Genomic DNA, 14,506 nt, shown 5'->3' with positions numbered 1-14,506 from the left:
GTCAGATGTTCCAGCGCGGCGCGGTCTTCGCCAGTCGTTGGCGCATCTCGCCGATGTTCGAAGCGAACTGGCGTATCAATAATTGATGGCCGTCCAGCGGGTTGTAGACCGGTGTTTCAAGACTTGAATCAACCGGCAAATCGATGGGGCGACTGAGTCGCTGCGATGCACCGGTTTTCAGCGCCCGGGCCATGCCGATCAGCTGCACGCGAATCTGCCGGTGTTCGGCTTTGAAACTCGATTGCAGATGCGCCATGGCGTCGCGATCCTTGGAGTCCGGCCGGGTGTTACCAAGGATTTCCAAGGTGCTGACGCACATTCGCAAATGACGCTGAATCGCATCGAGTTCGGTCATGGAAATCTTCACTTCCTTGGACACCGACGGCATCAGCGAACGCAATTGCACCATCGACGCGTTCAGGCGATTCATCAGCTTCAGGTGTTCGTCATCGGAGACGGACTGACCATCAATAATGCGTCCATAAATCGTCGCACAATCGCGCAGCGAGCTGGCCAGGTTGTAGCGCCAGGAAAAAACCGCATACGACGGCAGGGCGAAAGAAAAGGCCAGTGCCAGGGCCACGCCAATCAGAATGTCCACTGCGCGCCACAGTCCGTCGGAGATTAGGTTGTCGCCATGCCCGGCGACAATAAACACCGTGATCCCCGCCAGCAGCGCGGTGTAACCGCCCTTGCCGATGGCGTGATACGAGAAAAACCCGCACACCGCCGACATCACAAAATAGGTCAGCCAAGGCATCCCGAGCCAGGCCTGTTGCGCCACCAGCAGCAGGCCGATAGCGGCGCCGATCAACGTACCGATGGCACGCTCGGCGGCTTTTTTGCCGATGTTGCCGTGGTGCTGCAAACCGCCGATCACCACCAGCATCGTTACCGACGCCCACTCACCGTGGGGCAGGTTGATGCCGGTGGTCAGCATGATCGATGCCAACAAGCCGAGCGACACGCGGACCGCGTGGATCAGCTTGGCGTAGCGATAGCGCCGATACGGGTCCAGCAACGGACGCAGTAACCGGCGCAGCAGCGGTGGCAGTCGATGGGCTCTGAACGTGTTCAGGCTCGGTGTCCTCAGAAGATGTAATCGGTGGTCAGGAAGCTCGAACTGCGTCCGCTGATGATCTCGCTGATGAGTTCCTTGTTGGTTTCCTGGAACTTGGTCGCGACCAGCGTCCTGATCGAAAATACCCGCAGCGCATCATGCACCGACAATGTGCCTTCGGCGGAGTTCTTGCGGCCGTTGAACGGGTAGGTGTCCGGGCCGCGCTGGCACTGGGCGTTGAGGTTGATCCGGCCGACCTGGTTGGCAAAGGTGTCCACCAGCCGACCGACCGCCACCGGGTTGGTGCCGAAGATACTCAACTGCTGGCCGAAGTCCGACTCCAGGACGTAGTCGATCACCGTATCGAGATGCCGGTAAGGCACGATCGGCACCACCGGGCCAAATTGTTCTTCCTGGTAGACGCGCATCTGCGGCGTCACCGGGAACAGCACCGCCGGGTAGAAGAACGACGCGCGCGCTTCACCGCCATTTGGATTGACTACGGTGGCGCCTTTGCTGACTGCATCCGCGACCAGCGAGTGCAGGTAATCGACCTTGCTCGCTTCGGGCAGCGGCGTCAGCGCAACACCACTTTCCCATGGCATACCCGGTTTCAGAGTGGCCAGTTTGGCGTTGAATTTCTCGATGAACGACTCGACCACGTCTTCATGGACGAAAAGGATTTTCAGGGCGGTGCAACGCTGACCGTTGAACGACAGTGAGCCGGTCACCGCTTCGTTGACGGCGTTGTCCAGATCAACCTCCGGCAACACGATGCCCGGGTTCTTCGCGTCCAGGCCCAGTGCCGCGCGCAAGCGGTGAGGTTTGGGGTGGAGTTTTTTCAGGTCGCTGGCGGCTTTATTGGTGCCGATAAACGCAAAGATATCGATCTTGCCGCTGGCCATCAGTGCGCTGACGGTCTCGCGGCCGCTGCCGTAGATCACATTGATCACCCCGGCCGGGAAACTGTCGCGAAAGGCTTCCAGCAGCGGCCGAATCAAAAGCACACCCAGCTTGGCCGGTTTGAACACCACAGTGTTGCCCATGATCAGCGCCGGAATCAGCGTGGTGAAGGTTTCGTTCAGCGGGTAGTTGTAAGGCCCCATGCACAAGGCGACGCCCATCGGTACGCGGCGAATCTGCCCCAGGGTGTCCTGTTCCAGCTCGAAGCGGCTGGAGCGACGGTCGAGTTCCTTGAGGGCATTGATGGTGTCGACGATGTAATCGCAGGTGCGGTCGAACTCTTTCTCCGAGTCCTTGAGGTTCTTGCCGATCTCCCACATCAGCAGCTTGACCACCGCCTCACGCTGTTCGCGCATGCGGCCCAGAAACGTTTCGACGTGCTGGATGCGTTCAGCCACGCGCATGGTCGGCCACAAACCCTGGCCCCGGTCATAGGCGCGGACGGCGGCGTCGAGCGCGGTCAATGCGGTTTCTGCATCGAGCAGCGGCGTGCTGCCGAGGATCACTTGTTCATCGCCATTTTCGCCGGTCAGGTACACCGGGCTGCGGACTTGGGCGAGGGGGCCGGACCAGGTTTTCAGTTCGCCGTCGACCAGGTATTCACGCTGCTCGGTCTGACCGTCGAGGCGGTATTTTTCCGGGATGTCGCTTGAGTCGGGAAACAGGTTGCCAAGGATATGTGCTGTGGTCATGTCGCTACCCCGTCTGGATTGGGTGATGAACTGATGAATCGTTTTAGCAGACCTCGGCCTCGCTTGTCATGACTCATCTCATCGTTCGGCGGTTCAGGGTTTTCGATCGTGGGATGGCCGGCACCGTCGGTCCTGGTCCCAGATGCCCCTTTGGTTGGCCCCCAGAGGGGGGACCCCACGAGAGGACGACCATGCGGGCCATTCGAGTCTCTGAAAAGCCTAGCCTTTGTTTGGCGTTGATGGGCGGCGTCTTTCCGGCGCTGCTCAGCGGTGTTAACGATAAGCTCCAGCGCGTTTCGCAATCAGAGCCCAGCGCGATTTCGTCGTGTGGGGAAGGATGGCAAAGCCACACAAACCCTCGTGCTCCGGTTAAACTCCGTGCTCTTTTTCAAGGAGTTCATATGAGTTACTACCAGCCGGGCATTCTCGCCACCCCCGTTCCGCCTCAAGCCCGCCATATGTTCTTCGCCCTCGAATCCGCCGAAGCATTGCCGGCCGCGCTCGACAACTTGATGCAACTGGTGGACGGAAAATCGGCGGTGGTCGGCTTTGGTGAATCCCTGGTCAAGGCGCTGCACGCACAGATCGATGGCCTGCGACCGTTTCCGGCGCTGACCGGCGTTGGCGTCGACAACCCGTCGACCCAACACGCGCTCTGGTGCTGGCTACACGGCGTCGACCGCGGTGAACTGCTCAATCGCAGCAACGCCATCGAAGCCGCGCTGGCACCGGCCCTGCGCCTGGTGCAGATGAACGAAACCTTCCGCCACATGACCGGCCACGACCTGACCGGCTACGAAGACGGCACCGAGAACCCGCACGACGAAGCCGCCGTCGCCGCCGCGCTGTTGGGCGAGGGCGCGGAAGGATTGGTCGGTGGCAGCTTCGCCGCGATCCAGCAGTGGCAGCATGATCTGAAAGGCTTCCACGCGATGCCGTCCCAGGAAAAAGACAACATCATGGGCCGTCGCTTGAGCGATAACGAAGAACTCGATGACGCGCCGATTTCCGCCCACGTCAAACGCACCGCCCAGGAAAGCTTCGCCCCTGAGGCGTTCGTGGTCCGTCGCTCGATGCCGTGGATCGAAGAGGACCGCGCCGGCCTGATGTTTCTGGCGTTCGGTTTTTCCCTCGACGCCTTCGAAGCCCAACTGCGGCGCATGAGCGGACTGGAAGACGGCATTACCGACGGTTTGTATCGCATCAGCCGCCCGATCACCGGCGGCTACTACTGGTGCCCGCCACTCAAGGACGGCCATCTGGACCTGCGCGCCTTGCGCATCGGCTAAGGATAAGGAGAGAACATGGACGTAGTGCGCTGGGGCATGATCGGTTGTGGCAGTGTCGCTGAACGCAAGAGCGGGCCGGCCTTTTACAAGGCCCCCGGTTCGGCATTGGTGGCGGTGATGGGGCGGCGGCTGGACGCGGTGACCGACTACGCCGCACGTCACGGCATCGCCCGGGTTTACACCGATGCGCAAGCGCTGATCAATGATCCTGAGGTGGACGCGGTGTACATCGCCACGCCACCCGACAGTCACCACGCCTATAGCTTGCAGGTCGCCGCAGCCGGCAAACATTGCTGCGTCGAAAAACCGATGTCGCTGAATGCCGGGCAAAGCCGCGAGATGCAAAAGGTCTTTGCCGACGCCGGACTGCACCTGTTCGTTTCCTATTACCGACGTTCTCTGCCGCGCTTTGCGCAAGTGCGGCAGTGGCTGGAGGAGGGGCGGATCGGCGAGGTGCGGCACCTGTCCTGGACGCTGACCAAGGCGCCTTCACCGAGCGATCTGGGTGGCGCCGACAATTGGCGCACCGACCCGCTGATTGCCGGCGGCGGCTACTTCGCCGACCTGGCCAGTCATGGCTTCGATCTGTTTCAGTATTTGCTCGGGGATATCGTCGAAGTCGCCGGTTTTACCGCGCGGCAGGCCGGTTTGTATGCCGCCGAAGACGCCGTCAGCGCCAGTTGGCGGTTTGCTTCGGGTGCCCTGGGCATGGGCTGCTGGAATTTCGTCGCCGACCGCCGCGAAGATCGGGTAGAACTGATCGGCAGCCAGGGCCGGATCAGTTTTTCGGTGTTCGATGAGCACCCGGTGCGACTTGAGGCGGATGAAAATCTCAGCCTGCACATCGACCATCACGAGCACATCCAGTGGCATCACGTGCTGGGCATGAACGCGCACATCCGTGGCGAAGCGCTGCATCCGGCGATGGCCGAACACGCGCTGAAAACCGACTGGGTGATGGACCAGATCCTCAAGCGCACCTGAAATTTAAGCTTCAACGCAATCCTGTGGGGGTCAGAAGGATTTGCTCAGGCTTGCTACTACGGTCGCGGTGCAGACATCTCCATAACCCCAATTACTGACGCACTGGTTTTTCGACAGGTCAGTATCGATGTAACTCAAACCCAGCATCACACCGGCCAGTTCGTGGGACAGTTTGACCTCCCATTCGCGATACGAGTCTTCGGCCTGGCCTGACATCGAGTAAAGGTGCGGGTCCTTGAAATCCATGTTGCCGTATCGCAGTTTCAGACCGGTGTCGTAAGGCAACTCGGTTTCGTAGCCCACGTAGCTGTACAGCGAGCTCTGCTTGCTGTCGATGCCTGGCGCATCCGCGGAGTAGTAGGCCGCCAGCTTCACGCCATAAGCGCTGAGGATTGCGTAGGTCTCGCCCTGGTTAAACTGACTTTCCCTGGGGTAAGCGTATTTGAGATAGCCAAGGTCCAGGCTGACCGCATCGGTCGCTTGCCAGAGCCAACCGGCGTAGTAATCGACTTCCTGTCGGGTCTTCAGACCGCCGCCGAAATCAACGTTTGAACTCCATGCGCCGAGGTACAGGCCGCTGCTGTGGGCCAGGGTCAAACCGGCCTTCACCGCAGGGTCATTCTGGGTTTGCGAAATGCCACGGGTGCGGTAGTCGCTGGCCAGGGTCAGGTCGACCAGTAGGGCGAAATCGTCATTCAAGGGCAGCGCCTGACTGCTCAAGGGAAGAAGGCTCAAGGAACCGAGGGCGAACAGGGTGAAAGCTTTCATGGGGTGCGTCCCGTTATTGTGATTGTTATGGGCAGATTTTTTACGGCAAGGCTGCGCCGAACCCCGGCGACAAACGCGGGGGGCGGGCAGTGGTTTCAGATGATTTTTCTTACAGCGTCGGTGCGTAGACTTCGCGACCGGCGAACCAGGTTTGCAGCACCTGGGTGTCATGCAGGGCTTTGTTGTCGACGCTGAACACGTCGCGGTCCAGCACGATGAAGTCGGCTTGCTTGCCGGGGCTCAACGAACCGATCTGCTTCTCCAGGCCGATGGTGCGCGCAGCGTTCAGGGTGTAGGCATACAACATCGTTTCGCGATCGATGCGCTCATCGGCGTTCAGCACGCCCAGCGGGCCTTCCCGTGAGATGGCCTGGGCCATGGCGTTCCATGGATTGGGAGAAGACACCGCCCAGTCACTGGCGCCGGCGATGGTCGCGCCCTGTTTGAGCAATGAGTGCGCCGGATATTGGTAACGGAAAGCCAGCGCACTGACATACGGCTTGATCATGTCCAGGGTGTACTCGTCGGCGCTGGCCCACAGCAGTTGCATCGAGGCGATGACGTTGAGCGGTTTGAACCGCGCGAACTCTTTCGGGTTGACCATTTGCAGGTGGGTGATCGAGTGGGTCACGCCGCTCTGGCGGTCCTTGCGCGCCTGGGCGATGCCGTTCAGCGATTCACGCACTGCGCGGTCGCCGATGGCATGGATGTGCACCAGCCAGCCGCGCTGATCGATGGCACTGACCAATTCGCCAAAGTGCTTCGGATCGATCAGCAGTTCACCCTGTTTGTGCGAGTTGCTGTAAGGATCGATCATCGCCGCGCTCTGCGCCGGGTATTCGATCACGCCGTCGGCGAAGATCTTGACCCCGGGCAAGGTCAGGTTCGGGATGCCCTGGAATTGCTGGCGGACCTTGTCCAGGGTGTCGAGATCGGCCGGCACGCTTTTCGGATTGGCCACCAGCAGTGCAGCGACGTGGGCGCTCATGCCGCCGCTTTCGGCCAGCGCTTTGTACACCGGCAGCACGCCGACGGTGTTCTCCGTGGGCTTGAGCGCGAACACGGGTTCGCCGGGTGCGGCGTTGGCGGCGGGGTCCATCCACGCGGTGATGCCCAGGCTGTTGTTGTAGCGCACGGCGGATTGCGCGGCTTTCAACATGTCGGCGGGGCTCGGCACCGGCATCTTCGAAGCGACGCGATCCCAGCCGGCGTCCACCAGAAAACCGTTGGGGCTGCCATCGGCGAGTTTGCCGATCGTGTCTTTCTCGGCGTCCGGCAATGACTTGAGCAGCGCCGCATCAATCCCGGCGCGTTCGAGCATCACATTGTTGGCCCACGCGGTGTGGTGATCGCTGCCGGTGAACACCACGGGAACCTTGGCCCACTCGCCAGCGTTGAATTTCTGGCCAAAAGCTTCGGCCTGGGCCCAATAAGCCGAACTCATGCCAGCCACGCCCAGCACATCACCATGCCTGGCCTTGCCGTCATCGCGCCAGGCTTTCAGGCGTTTTTCCAGTTCGTCGAGGTCGACCACCTCGTCTTCCATATTGGCCGAGGTCATTTCCAGACCGCCGAATATGGCGTGGGAATGACTGTCGATCAGGCCGGGCATCAGGGCTTTTCCGCCGAGGTCGACGACTTTGGTGCCCGACGCGATCAGGGCCTTGATCTGCGCATCGCTGCCCACTTGCAGCACTTTGCCGTCCTGCACCGCCAACGCCTGCACCTTCGGTTGCGCGCGGTCGGCGGTGAAAATCTTGCCATTGAACAGCACCAGATCGGCCGCTGCCATGGCTTCCATCGAGGCAAAACTGACGGCGGCCATCAATAGATTCGGAATGAATCTTTTCATTGAATGTTTCCTTGTTATTGCGTCTGATGGCCAGATTAGTGGCTTGTCACGGCCAGCAGAACGCCTCGCTCACGAAAAACGTTTTTGCCTGAATGGAAAAAGAATGGACAAGTTGGGTGCATTGAAAATGTTCGTGGTCACGGCGCAACTCGGCAGTTTCAGCCGCGCCGCCGAGCAACTGGGCAAGACCCCGTCGGCCTTGACCAAAGCGGTCAATCACCTCGAAGCGGAGCTCGGCGCCCGCTTGTTCGAACGCAGCACCCGACGGATTTTGCTGACCGAATCGGGTCGTCTTTATCTGGAAACCGCGCGCCAGGTGTTGCAGCGGCTGGAGGAGGCCGGCGAGGAAATCGAGCAGTTGCAGCATGGCCTGCGCGGCAACCTGAAAATCACCGCGCCGCTGGCGTATGGGCAGGCTTTTCTCGATCAGGTGTGCGGCGGCTTTCTGGAGCAATACCCGCAGATCAACCTGCAAGTGGACCTGTGCGATGAGTTCGTCAACCTGTTGGAAAGCGGCTACGACCTGGCGTTGCGCGAGGGGCATGACGATTTGCCGGGGTTGATTGCTCGCGTCGTCGGCAGCAATCGGCTGGCGTTATGCGCCAGCCCTGAATATCTGGCGCGCAAGGGGTTGCCGGTCACGCCGGACACCCTCGATGACCACGAATGGCTGCTCTACCGTCATCCGTTGCTCAGCCGCGAGTTCTGGTGGGCCGAGCGCGACGGGCAACGATTGAGCCTGGCGCAACCGCAATCACCACGATTGCGCAGTGACAACTACGACCTGCTGCTGGCCAACGCACTGGCCGGACGCGGTTTGCTGCACACGCCGTTGTGGAGTGCCGCGGCGTACATCGCCGACGGGCGGCTGGTGCGGGTAATGGCCGATTACGACATCGATCCCGACAGTTTTGGCTCGTACATCCTGGCGGTGTACCCCAGTCATCGGCGGGCAACCGCCAAAGTGCTGGCCTTCATCGATTACATCGCAGGGTTTCTGGCGTCGCGTGGCTTGAGCTGACTGGCGGTCCTTGCCAGGAAAATGCCGAAAGAGTACAAATGTACTCCATGACGACTTTAACTCCCCGCCGTACCGCCATCCTGACCTTTATCCGTGATCGAATCGCGGAGCACGGTCAATCCCCGAGCCTCGCTGAAATCAGCGAGGCATTTGGTTTCGCCTCCCGCAGCGTGGCGCGCAAGCATGTGCTGGCGCTGACCGAGGCCGGTTTTATCGAGGTCAACCCGCATCAGGCCCGGGGCATTCGTTTGCTCGGGCAACCGGCGCGGCCCGAATTGCTGGACATCCCGGTACTCGGGCGGGTCGCTGCGGGTGCGCCGATCGGTGCCGATGCCGAAGTGCACAGCCGCTTGCTGCTCGACCCGTCGATCTTCTCGCGAGTGCCGGACTACATGCTGCGGGTCCAGGGCGACTCGATGATCGAGGACGGCATTCTCGACGGCGACCTGGTGGGCGTACACCGCAATCCCGAAGCGCTCAACGGTCAGATCGTCGTGGCGCGGCTCGACGGCGAAGTCACCATCAAGCGTTTCGAGCGGGTCGGCGATGTTGTCCGGTTGTTGCCACGCAACCCGGCCTATAAGCCGATCATCGTCGAGGCCAGTCAGGACCTGGCCATCGAAGGCGTGTTCTGCGGTCTGGTGAGGCAAGGGTGATGGGCGCCGTCGTTGCGTTGGATACGCTGTTCAATGGCGGCCAGGTCTGGAAGGGCCGGCCTGCGCCACCATCTGTCAGCCCGCAACCGACCGGGCATGCCGCGCTGGACGCGGCGTTGCCCACCGGCGGCTGGCCGGAGGCGGCGCTGACCGAAATCCTCCTGGCCGGGCAGGGCGTTGGCGAGTTGCAACTGGTGTGGCCGGCCCTGGCGCGGCTGTCGGCGGCGGGCGAGCGCATTGTGCTGGTGGCGCCGCCTTACGTGCCGTATCCCCAGGCCTGGCAGAACGCCGGGGTCGATCTGCGCCAGTTGTCGATCATCCAGGCCAGCGAGCGCGATGCGCTGTGGGCGGCGGAACAATGCCTGCGTTCGGGCAGTTGCGGCGCGGTGCTGTGCTGGCCGCACAAGGCCGATGACCGGGCGTTGCGGCGTTTGCAGGTGGCGGCCGAAACCGGCTCGACCCTGGCGTTCGCCTATCGCTCGATCAACGAAGCCATCAACCCTTCGCCTGCGGCGCTGCGCATCGCCATCGATGCCCGGCCTGCACAGTTGCGTGTGCTCAAGTGCCGGGGCGGGTTGGCGCGTTCGGCGCCGATTGCCTTTCCCGTGGGGCATTGAGGTTGCCATGCGCTGGGTGTGCATTCTCTTCCCGCAATTGGCGCTGGACGCGGTACTGCGTCAGCGCCCCGATCCCGATGAACCGTTGGCGCTGCTGACGGGCCCGGCACAGCGCCGGGTGTTGCAAGCGGTCAACGCTCCGGCGCAGGCGCTGGGTTTGCGCCCGGGGCAGTCGATGACCGCCGCCCAGGCCTTGAGCAAAAGTTTTGTCACGGCCGAATACGATGTCGCCGAGATCGAGCACTGGCAACAGTTCCTGGCGGCGTGGGCCTATCGGTTCAGCTCTCAGGTTAGCGTGCATTACCCGCGTGCCGTGGTGTTTGAAATCGAATCCAGCCTGGGGTTGTTCGGGCCGTGGCCGCAGTTCGAGGCGCGGTTGCGTGCCGAGCTCGGCGAACTGGGCTTTCGGCATCGGATCGTCGCCGCGCCCAACCCGGTGGCTGCGCGGGTGTTGGCCAATATGTATGACGGCCTGGTGGTGCCGGACGATCAAGCCTTGCGCTATCACCTGGGGCAATTGCCGGTTGACCGGATCGCCCTGGAACCGGCGGTGGCCACGGCGTTGTCGCGCATGGGGTTGCGCACCTTGAGCCAGGTTCAGGCGTTGCCGCGCAACAGCCTGGCGCGACGTTTCGAGGCCCAAGTGCTCAAGCACCTGGATGCGCTGTTCGGCGAGCGGCGGCTGGCGCTGGCGTTCTACCTGCCGCCGGACCGTTTTGATGTGCGCATCGAGCTCAACTTCGATGTGCAATCCCATCAGGCGTTGTTGTTTCCATTGCGTCGCTTGACCGGCGATCTGTCGGCCTTCCTTTGTGGCCGGGACAGTGGCGTGCAGCGTTTCGACCTGCACCTGGAACACGCCGGCTTGCCGGACACGCTGATCAAGGTCGGCTTGCTCAGCGCCGAGCGCGATCCGGCGATGCTCTTCGAACTGGCCCGGGGACGGCTGGAACAGGTGCAGGTCGAGGCCCCGGTGCGCGGTTTTCGGCTGCGCGCCGAAGACCTGCCGAGCTTCGTCCCGCAACGTCAGGAACTGTTCGACGACCGTCCGCAGCAGTCCTTGCCCTGGGAGCAACTGCGCGAACGCTTGCGTGCACGGCTCGGGGATGACGCGGTGCATGGCTTGCGTTTCCAGGCCGATCACCGGCCAGAGTGCGCGTGGCAGGCGCGGGCCGACAAACAACTGTGTGCGGGATTGGCGGGGGTGCAGCGTCCGGGCTGGTTGCTGACGGAGCCGCAGGCCGTACACGAAGGCTCGACGCGGATCCTCATGGGGCCGGAGCGCATCGAGTCCGGCTGGTGGGACGGCGACGACGTGCGCCGCGATTACTACCTGATCGAAACCCGTTCCGGCCAGCAGGGCTGGGCCTACCGTGCGGTGGGTGAGGGTGGCCCGCTGTGGCTGCAAGGCTGGTTCGCATGAGCGTCGAGTATGCGGAGCTGCACTGCCTGTCGAACTTCAGTTTCCAGCGCGGTGCTTCCAGTGCCCTGGAATTGTTTCAGCGGGCGAAAAAACACGGCTATCAAGCGCTGGCGATCACCGATGAATGCACCCTGGCCGGTATCGTCCGCGCCTGGCAAGCGGCCAAATCCGTGGAGCTGCCGCTGATTATCGGCAGTGAAGTGCGCATCGAGAACGGTCCGAAGCTGGTGCTGCTGGTGGAAAACCTTGAGGGTTACCAGACCCTGTGTCGGTTGATCACCCGGGCGCGGCGCCGCACGGAGAAAGGCCAGTATCAAGTGCTGCGTGAGGACTTCAGTGAACCGATGCCGGGGTTGCTGGCGCTGTGGGTGCCGGACACGGTCGATGATTTTTCCAGCGGTCATTGGCTCAAACAGACGTTCACCGATGGCCTGTGGCTGGCGGTGCAGTTGCATCGCGGGCAGGACGACACCCGGCGACTGGACGCGCTGTTGACCCTGGCTCGGGAACTGCGGATTCCTGCGGTGGCCAGCGGCGATGTGCACATGCACACCCGTGGACGGCGCGCCTTGCAGGACACCATGACCGCGATCCGTCATCACCTGCCGGTGGCCGAGGCCGGGTTGCGGCTGCATCCGAACGGCGAGCGGCATGTACGCAGCCTCGATGCCCTGCAATCGATCTACCCGCAAGTACTGCTCGATGAAACGCTGACCATTGCCCGGCGTTGCACCTTCGACCTCGGCCAGTTGCGTTACCAGTATCCCCGCGAGCTGGTGCCGCAAGGCCAGACGGGCACGTCCTGGCTGCGGCATCTGACCGATGAAGGGATCGCGTGGCGCTGGCCGGACGGCCCGCAAGCCAAGGTGCTGGTGCAGATCGACAAGGAGCTGGAGCTGATCGCCGAGCTGGGCTATGAAAGCTACTTCCTCACGGTGCACGACATTGTGCGGTTTGCCCGTGAACAAAAAATCCTCTGTCAGGGCCGGGGTTCTGCCGCGAACTCGGCGGTGTGTTTTGCCTTGGGCATCACGGAAATCGACCCGGACCGCACCACGCTGTTGTTCGAACGCTTTCTCTCCAAAGAGCGCAATGAACCACCGGACATCGACGTCGATTTCGAACACGAGCGCCGCGAGGAGGTCTTGCAGTACGTGTTCCAGCGTTATGGCCGGACCCGCGCCGCGCTCACGGCAGTGGTCAGCACCTATCACGCGGCCGGCGCGGTGCGCGATGTGGCCAAGGCCCTGGGTTTGCCACCGGATCAGATCAACGCCCTGGCCGATTGCTGCGGCCACTGGAGCGATGCAACGCCGCCCGTGGAGCGCCTGCTTGAAGGCGGTTTCGACCCCGAGAGCCCGGTGCTGCGCCGGGTGCTGAGTTTGACTCAGCAACTGATCGGTTTCCCCCGGCATCTGTCCCAACACCCCGGCGGTTTCGTGATTTCCGAGCAGCCACTGGACAGCCTGGTGCCGGTGGAAAACGCTGCCATGGCCGAGCGCACCATCATTCAGTGGGACAAGGACGATCTCGATGCGGTGGGGCTGCTCAAGGTGGATATTCTGGCCTTGGGCATGCTCAGTGCGATCCGCCGCTGTTTTGATCTGCTGCGTCGTCATCGCCATCTGGACTTGAGCCTGGCGACGATCCCCGCCGAAGATGTCCAAACCTACGACATGATCGGCCGTGCCGACACCATCGGCGTGTTCCAGATCGAATCCCGGGCACAAATGTCGATGCTGCCGAGGCTCAAGCCCCGGACCTTCTATGACCTGGTGATCGAAGTGGCGATCGTCCGTCCGGGGCCGATCCAGGGCGGGATGGTGCACCCGTACCTGCGACGGCGAAACAAGGAGGAACCCGAGGTTTACCCGTCCCCGGCGCTGGAAGTCGTGCTCAAACGCACCTTGGGCGTGCCGCTGTTTCAGGAACAGGTGATGCAGATTGCGATTGTCGCCGCCGACTACAGCCCCGGCGAGGCTGATCAGTTGCGTCGCTCCATGGCCGCCTGGAAACGCCATGGCGGACTGGAACCGCACAAGGATCGGCTGGCCGCCGGGATGAAGAAAAACGGCTATACGGCCGAGTTCGCCGCGCAGATCTTCGAACAGATCAAAGGCTTCGGCAGTTATGGTTTTCCAGAGTCCCACGCCGCCAGTTTCGCCTTGTTGACCTACGCCAGTTGCTGGTTGAAATGCCATGAACCGGCGGCCTTCGCCTGTGCGCTGATCAATAGTTGGCCCATGGGTTTCTACAGCCCGGACCAGATTCTGCAGGACGCGCGCCGGCATCATTTGCAGATTCGCCCGGTGGACGTGCGCGCCAGTGACTGGGATTGCAGCCTCGAACCGATCACCGGCGCGCAGCCGGCGATTCGCATGGGGCTGCGGATGATCAAGGGCTTTCGCGAGGACGATGCCCGGCGCATCGAAGCGGCGAGGGCAAAGGGTGTATTTGTCGACATCGCCGACCTGGGCGAGCGCGCGCGACTCGACGCCCGTGCCCAGGAGCAACTGGCCGATGCCGGTGCGTTGCGGGGCCTGGCCGGCGATCGTCATCGGGCGCGCTGGGAAGTGGCGGGGGTGCAGAAGCAACTCGGTTTGTTTGCCGGCCTGCCGAGTCAGGAAGAACCTGCGATCTATCTGCCCAAACCCACAGTGGGCGAGGACCTGCTGGCCGACTACAACAGTGTCGGCACCACCTTGGGTCCGCATCCATTGGCGTTGTTGCGTGGTGAGTTGAAAGCCCGACGTTGCCGCAGTTCGAAAGAGCTGATGGAGGTCGAGCACGGGAGACCGGTCAGCGTCGCCGGGCTGGTCACCGGCCGGCAACGGCCGGGCACGGCCAGTGGCGTGACCTTCGTCACCCTCGAAGACGAATTCGGCAACATCAACGTCATCGTCTGGCGCGACCTGGCTGATCGGCAGCGAAAAGTGCTGGTCGGCTCGCAGTTGCTCAAGGTCGATGGCCGCTGGGAAAAGGAAGGCGAGGTGCGCCACCTGATTGCCGGACGCTTGAGCGACCTGAGCCCCTTGCTGGATGGCATCAGCGTGCGCAGCCGCGATTTCCACTGATCCCAACCACTGATCGCGACAGCCAATGCATTGGCGCCAATAAAAAATTAAACACTGTTATCAGTGATGGCACTTTGGCATAATGCCGGCCGCCGACGTCCCGCACG

General features: G+C 62.2%; 11 protein-coding genes. 7 read left to right on the top strand and 4 right to left on the bottom strand.

The window, feature by feature from the left end:
- Window position 1 precedes the first annotated feature (1 nt).
- Window positions 2-1,021 (bottom strand): FUSC family protein, encoded by a 1,020-nt coding sequence (locus RHP74_RS17485; RefSeq protein ID WP_177346256.1) that lies wholly within the window; start codon window positions 1,019-1,021, stop codon window positions 2-4.
- Window positions 1,022-1,089: 68 nt separating this feature from the next.
- Entirely contained in the window at window positions 1,090-2,715 is a 1,626-nt protein-coding gene (locus RHP74_RS17480) for an NADP-dependent glyceraldehyde-3-phosphate dehydrogenase (RefSeq protein ID WP_010461018.1), read from the bottom strand.
- Between the two features lie 401 nt (window positions 2,716-3,116).
- Here RHP74_RS17480 and RHP74_RS17475 point away from each other — a divergent pair, with 401 nt between their 5' ends.
- Together RHP74_RS17475 and RHP74_RS17470 are read left to right on the top strand one after the other, a co-directional pair.
- Window positions 3,117-4,004 carry a Dyp-type peroxidase gene (locus RHP74_RS17475; protein WP_311095947.1) on the top strand — a complete coding sequence of 296 codons (888 nt, stop codon included), beginning with the start codon at window positions 3,117-3,119 and terminating at the stop codon, window positions 4,002-4,004.
- Window positions 4,005-4,019: 15 nt separating this feature from the next.
- Complete coding sequence (locus RHP74_RS17470) at window positions 4,020-4,988, top strand: Gfo/Idh/MocA family oxidoreductase (RefSeq protein WP_311095946.1); 969 nt, start codon at window positions 4,020-4,022, stop codon at window positions 4,986-4,988.
- A 30-nt stretch (window positions 4,989-5,018) separates the two neighbouring features.
- Here RHP74_RS17470 and RHP74_RS17465 read toward each other — a convergent pair whose 3' ends face one another.
- The gene (locus RHP74_RS17465; protein WP_311095945.1) at window positions 5,019-5,756 is read right to left on the bottom strand and encodes a TorF family putative porin; all 738 of its coding nucleotides are present in this window, start codon (window positions 5,754-5,756) and stop codon (window positions 5,019-5,021) included.
- Window positions 5,757-5,865: 109 nt separating this feature from the next.
- On the bottom strand, window positions 5,866-7,608 hold the full coding sequence (locus RHP74_RS17460; protein ID WP_282411043.1) for an amidohydrolase: 1,743 nt from the start codon (window positions 7,606-7,608) through the stop codon (window positions 5,866-5,868).
- A gap of 103 nt (window positions 7,609-7,711) precedes the next feature.
- Here RHP74_RS17460 and RHP74_RS17455 point away from each other — a divergent pair, with 103 nt between their 5' ends.
- Genes RHP74_RS17455 through RHP74_RS17435 form a run of 5 tightly spaced genes read left to right on the top strand, consistent with a single transcriptional unit; the run spans window position 7,712 to window position 14,399 of the window.
- Complete coding sequence (locus tag RHP74_RS17455; protein WP_010461008.1) at window positions 7,712-8,629, top strand: LysR family transcriptional regulator; 918 nt, start codon at window positions 7,712-7,714, stop codon at window positions 8,627-8,629.
- 38 nt (window positions 8,630-8,667) lie between these two features.
- Window positions 8,668-9,285 carry a transcriptional repressor LexA gene (lexA, locus tag RHP74_RS17450; RefSeq protein ID WP_102593982.1) on the top strand — a complete coding sequence of 206 codons (618 nt, stop codon included), beginning with the start codon at window positions 8,668-8,670 and terminating at the stop codon, window positions 9,283-9,285.
- Window positions 9,285-9,902 (top strand): translesion DNA synthesis-associated protein ImuA, encoded by a 618-nt coding sequence (gene imuA, locus RHP74_RS17445; RefSeq protein ID WP_010461005.1) that lies wholly within the window; start codon window positions 9,285-9,287, stop codon window positions 9,900-9,902. The genes lexA and imuA overlap by 1 nt, the downstream gene beginning before the upstream one ends.
- 7 nt (window positions 9,903-9,909) lie before the next feature.
- Window positions 9,910-11,325, top strand: coding sequence for a DNA polymerase Y family protein (locus tag RHP74_RS17440; RefSeq protein ID WP_311095944.1), 1,416 nt, complete (start codon window positions 9,910-9,912; stop codon window positions 11,323-11,325).
- Complete coding sequence (locus tag RHP74_RS17435) at window positions 11,322-14,399, top strand: error-prone DNA polymerase (RefSeq protein ID WP_311095943.1); 3,078 nt, start codon at window positions 11,322-11,324, stop codon at window positions 14,397-14,399. The genes RHP74_RS17440 and RHP74_RS17435 overlap by 4 nt, the downstream gene beginning before the upstream one ends.
- The last annotated feature ends 107 nt before the right edge of the window (window positions 14,400-14,506 follow it).

It is taken from the genome of Pseudomonas sp. SG20052 (genome assembly GCF_031766055.1).
GTDB classification, from domain to species: domain Bacteria; phylum Pseudomonadota; class Gammaproteobacteria; order Pseudomonadales; family Pseudomonadaceae; genus Aquipseudomonas; species Aquipseudomonas mandelii.
The sequence above is the reverse complement of the archived record's forward strand: the minus strand, read 5'-3'. Positions and strand labels throughout refer to the sequence as shown.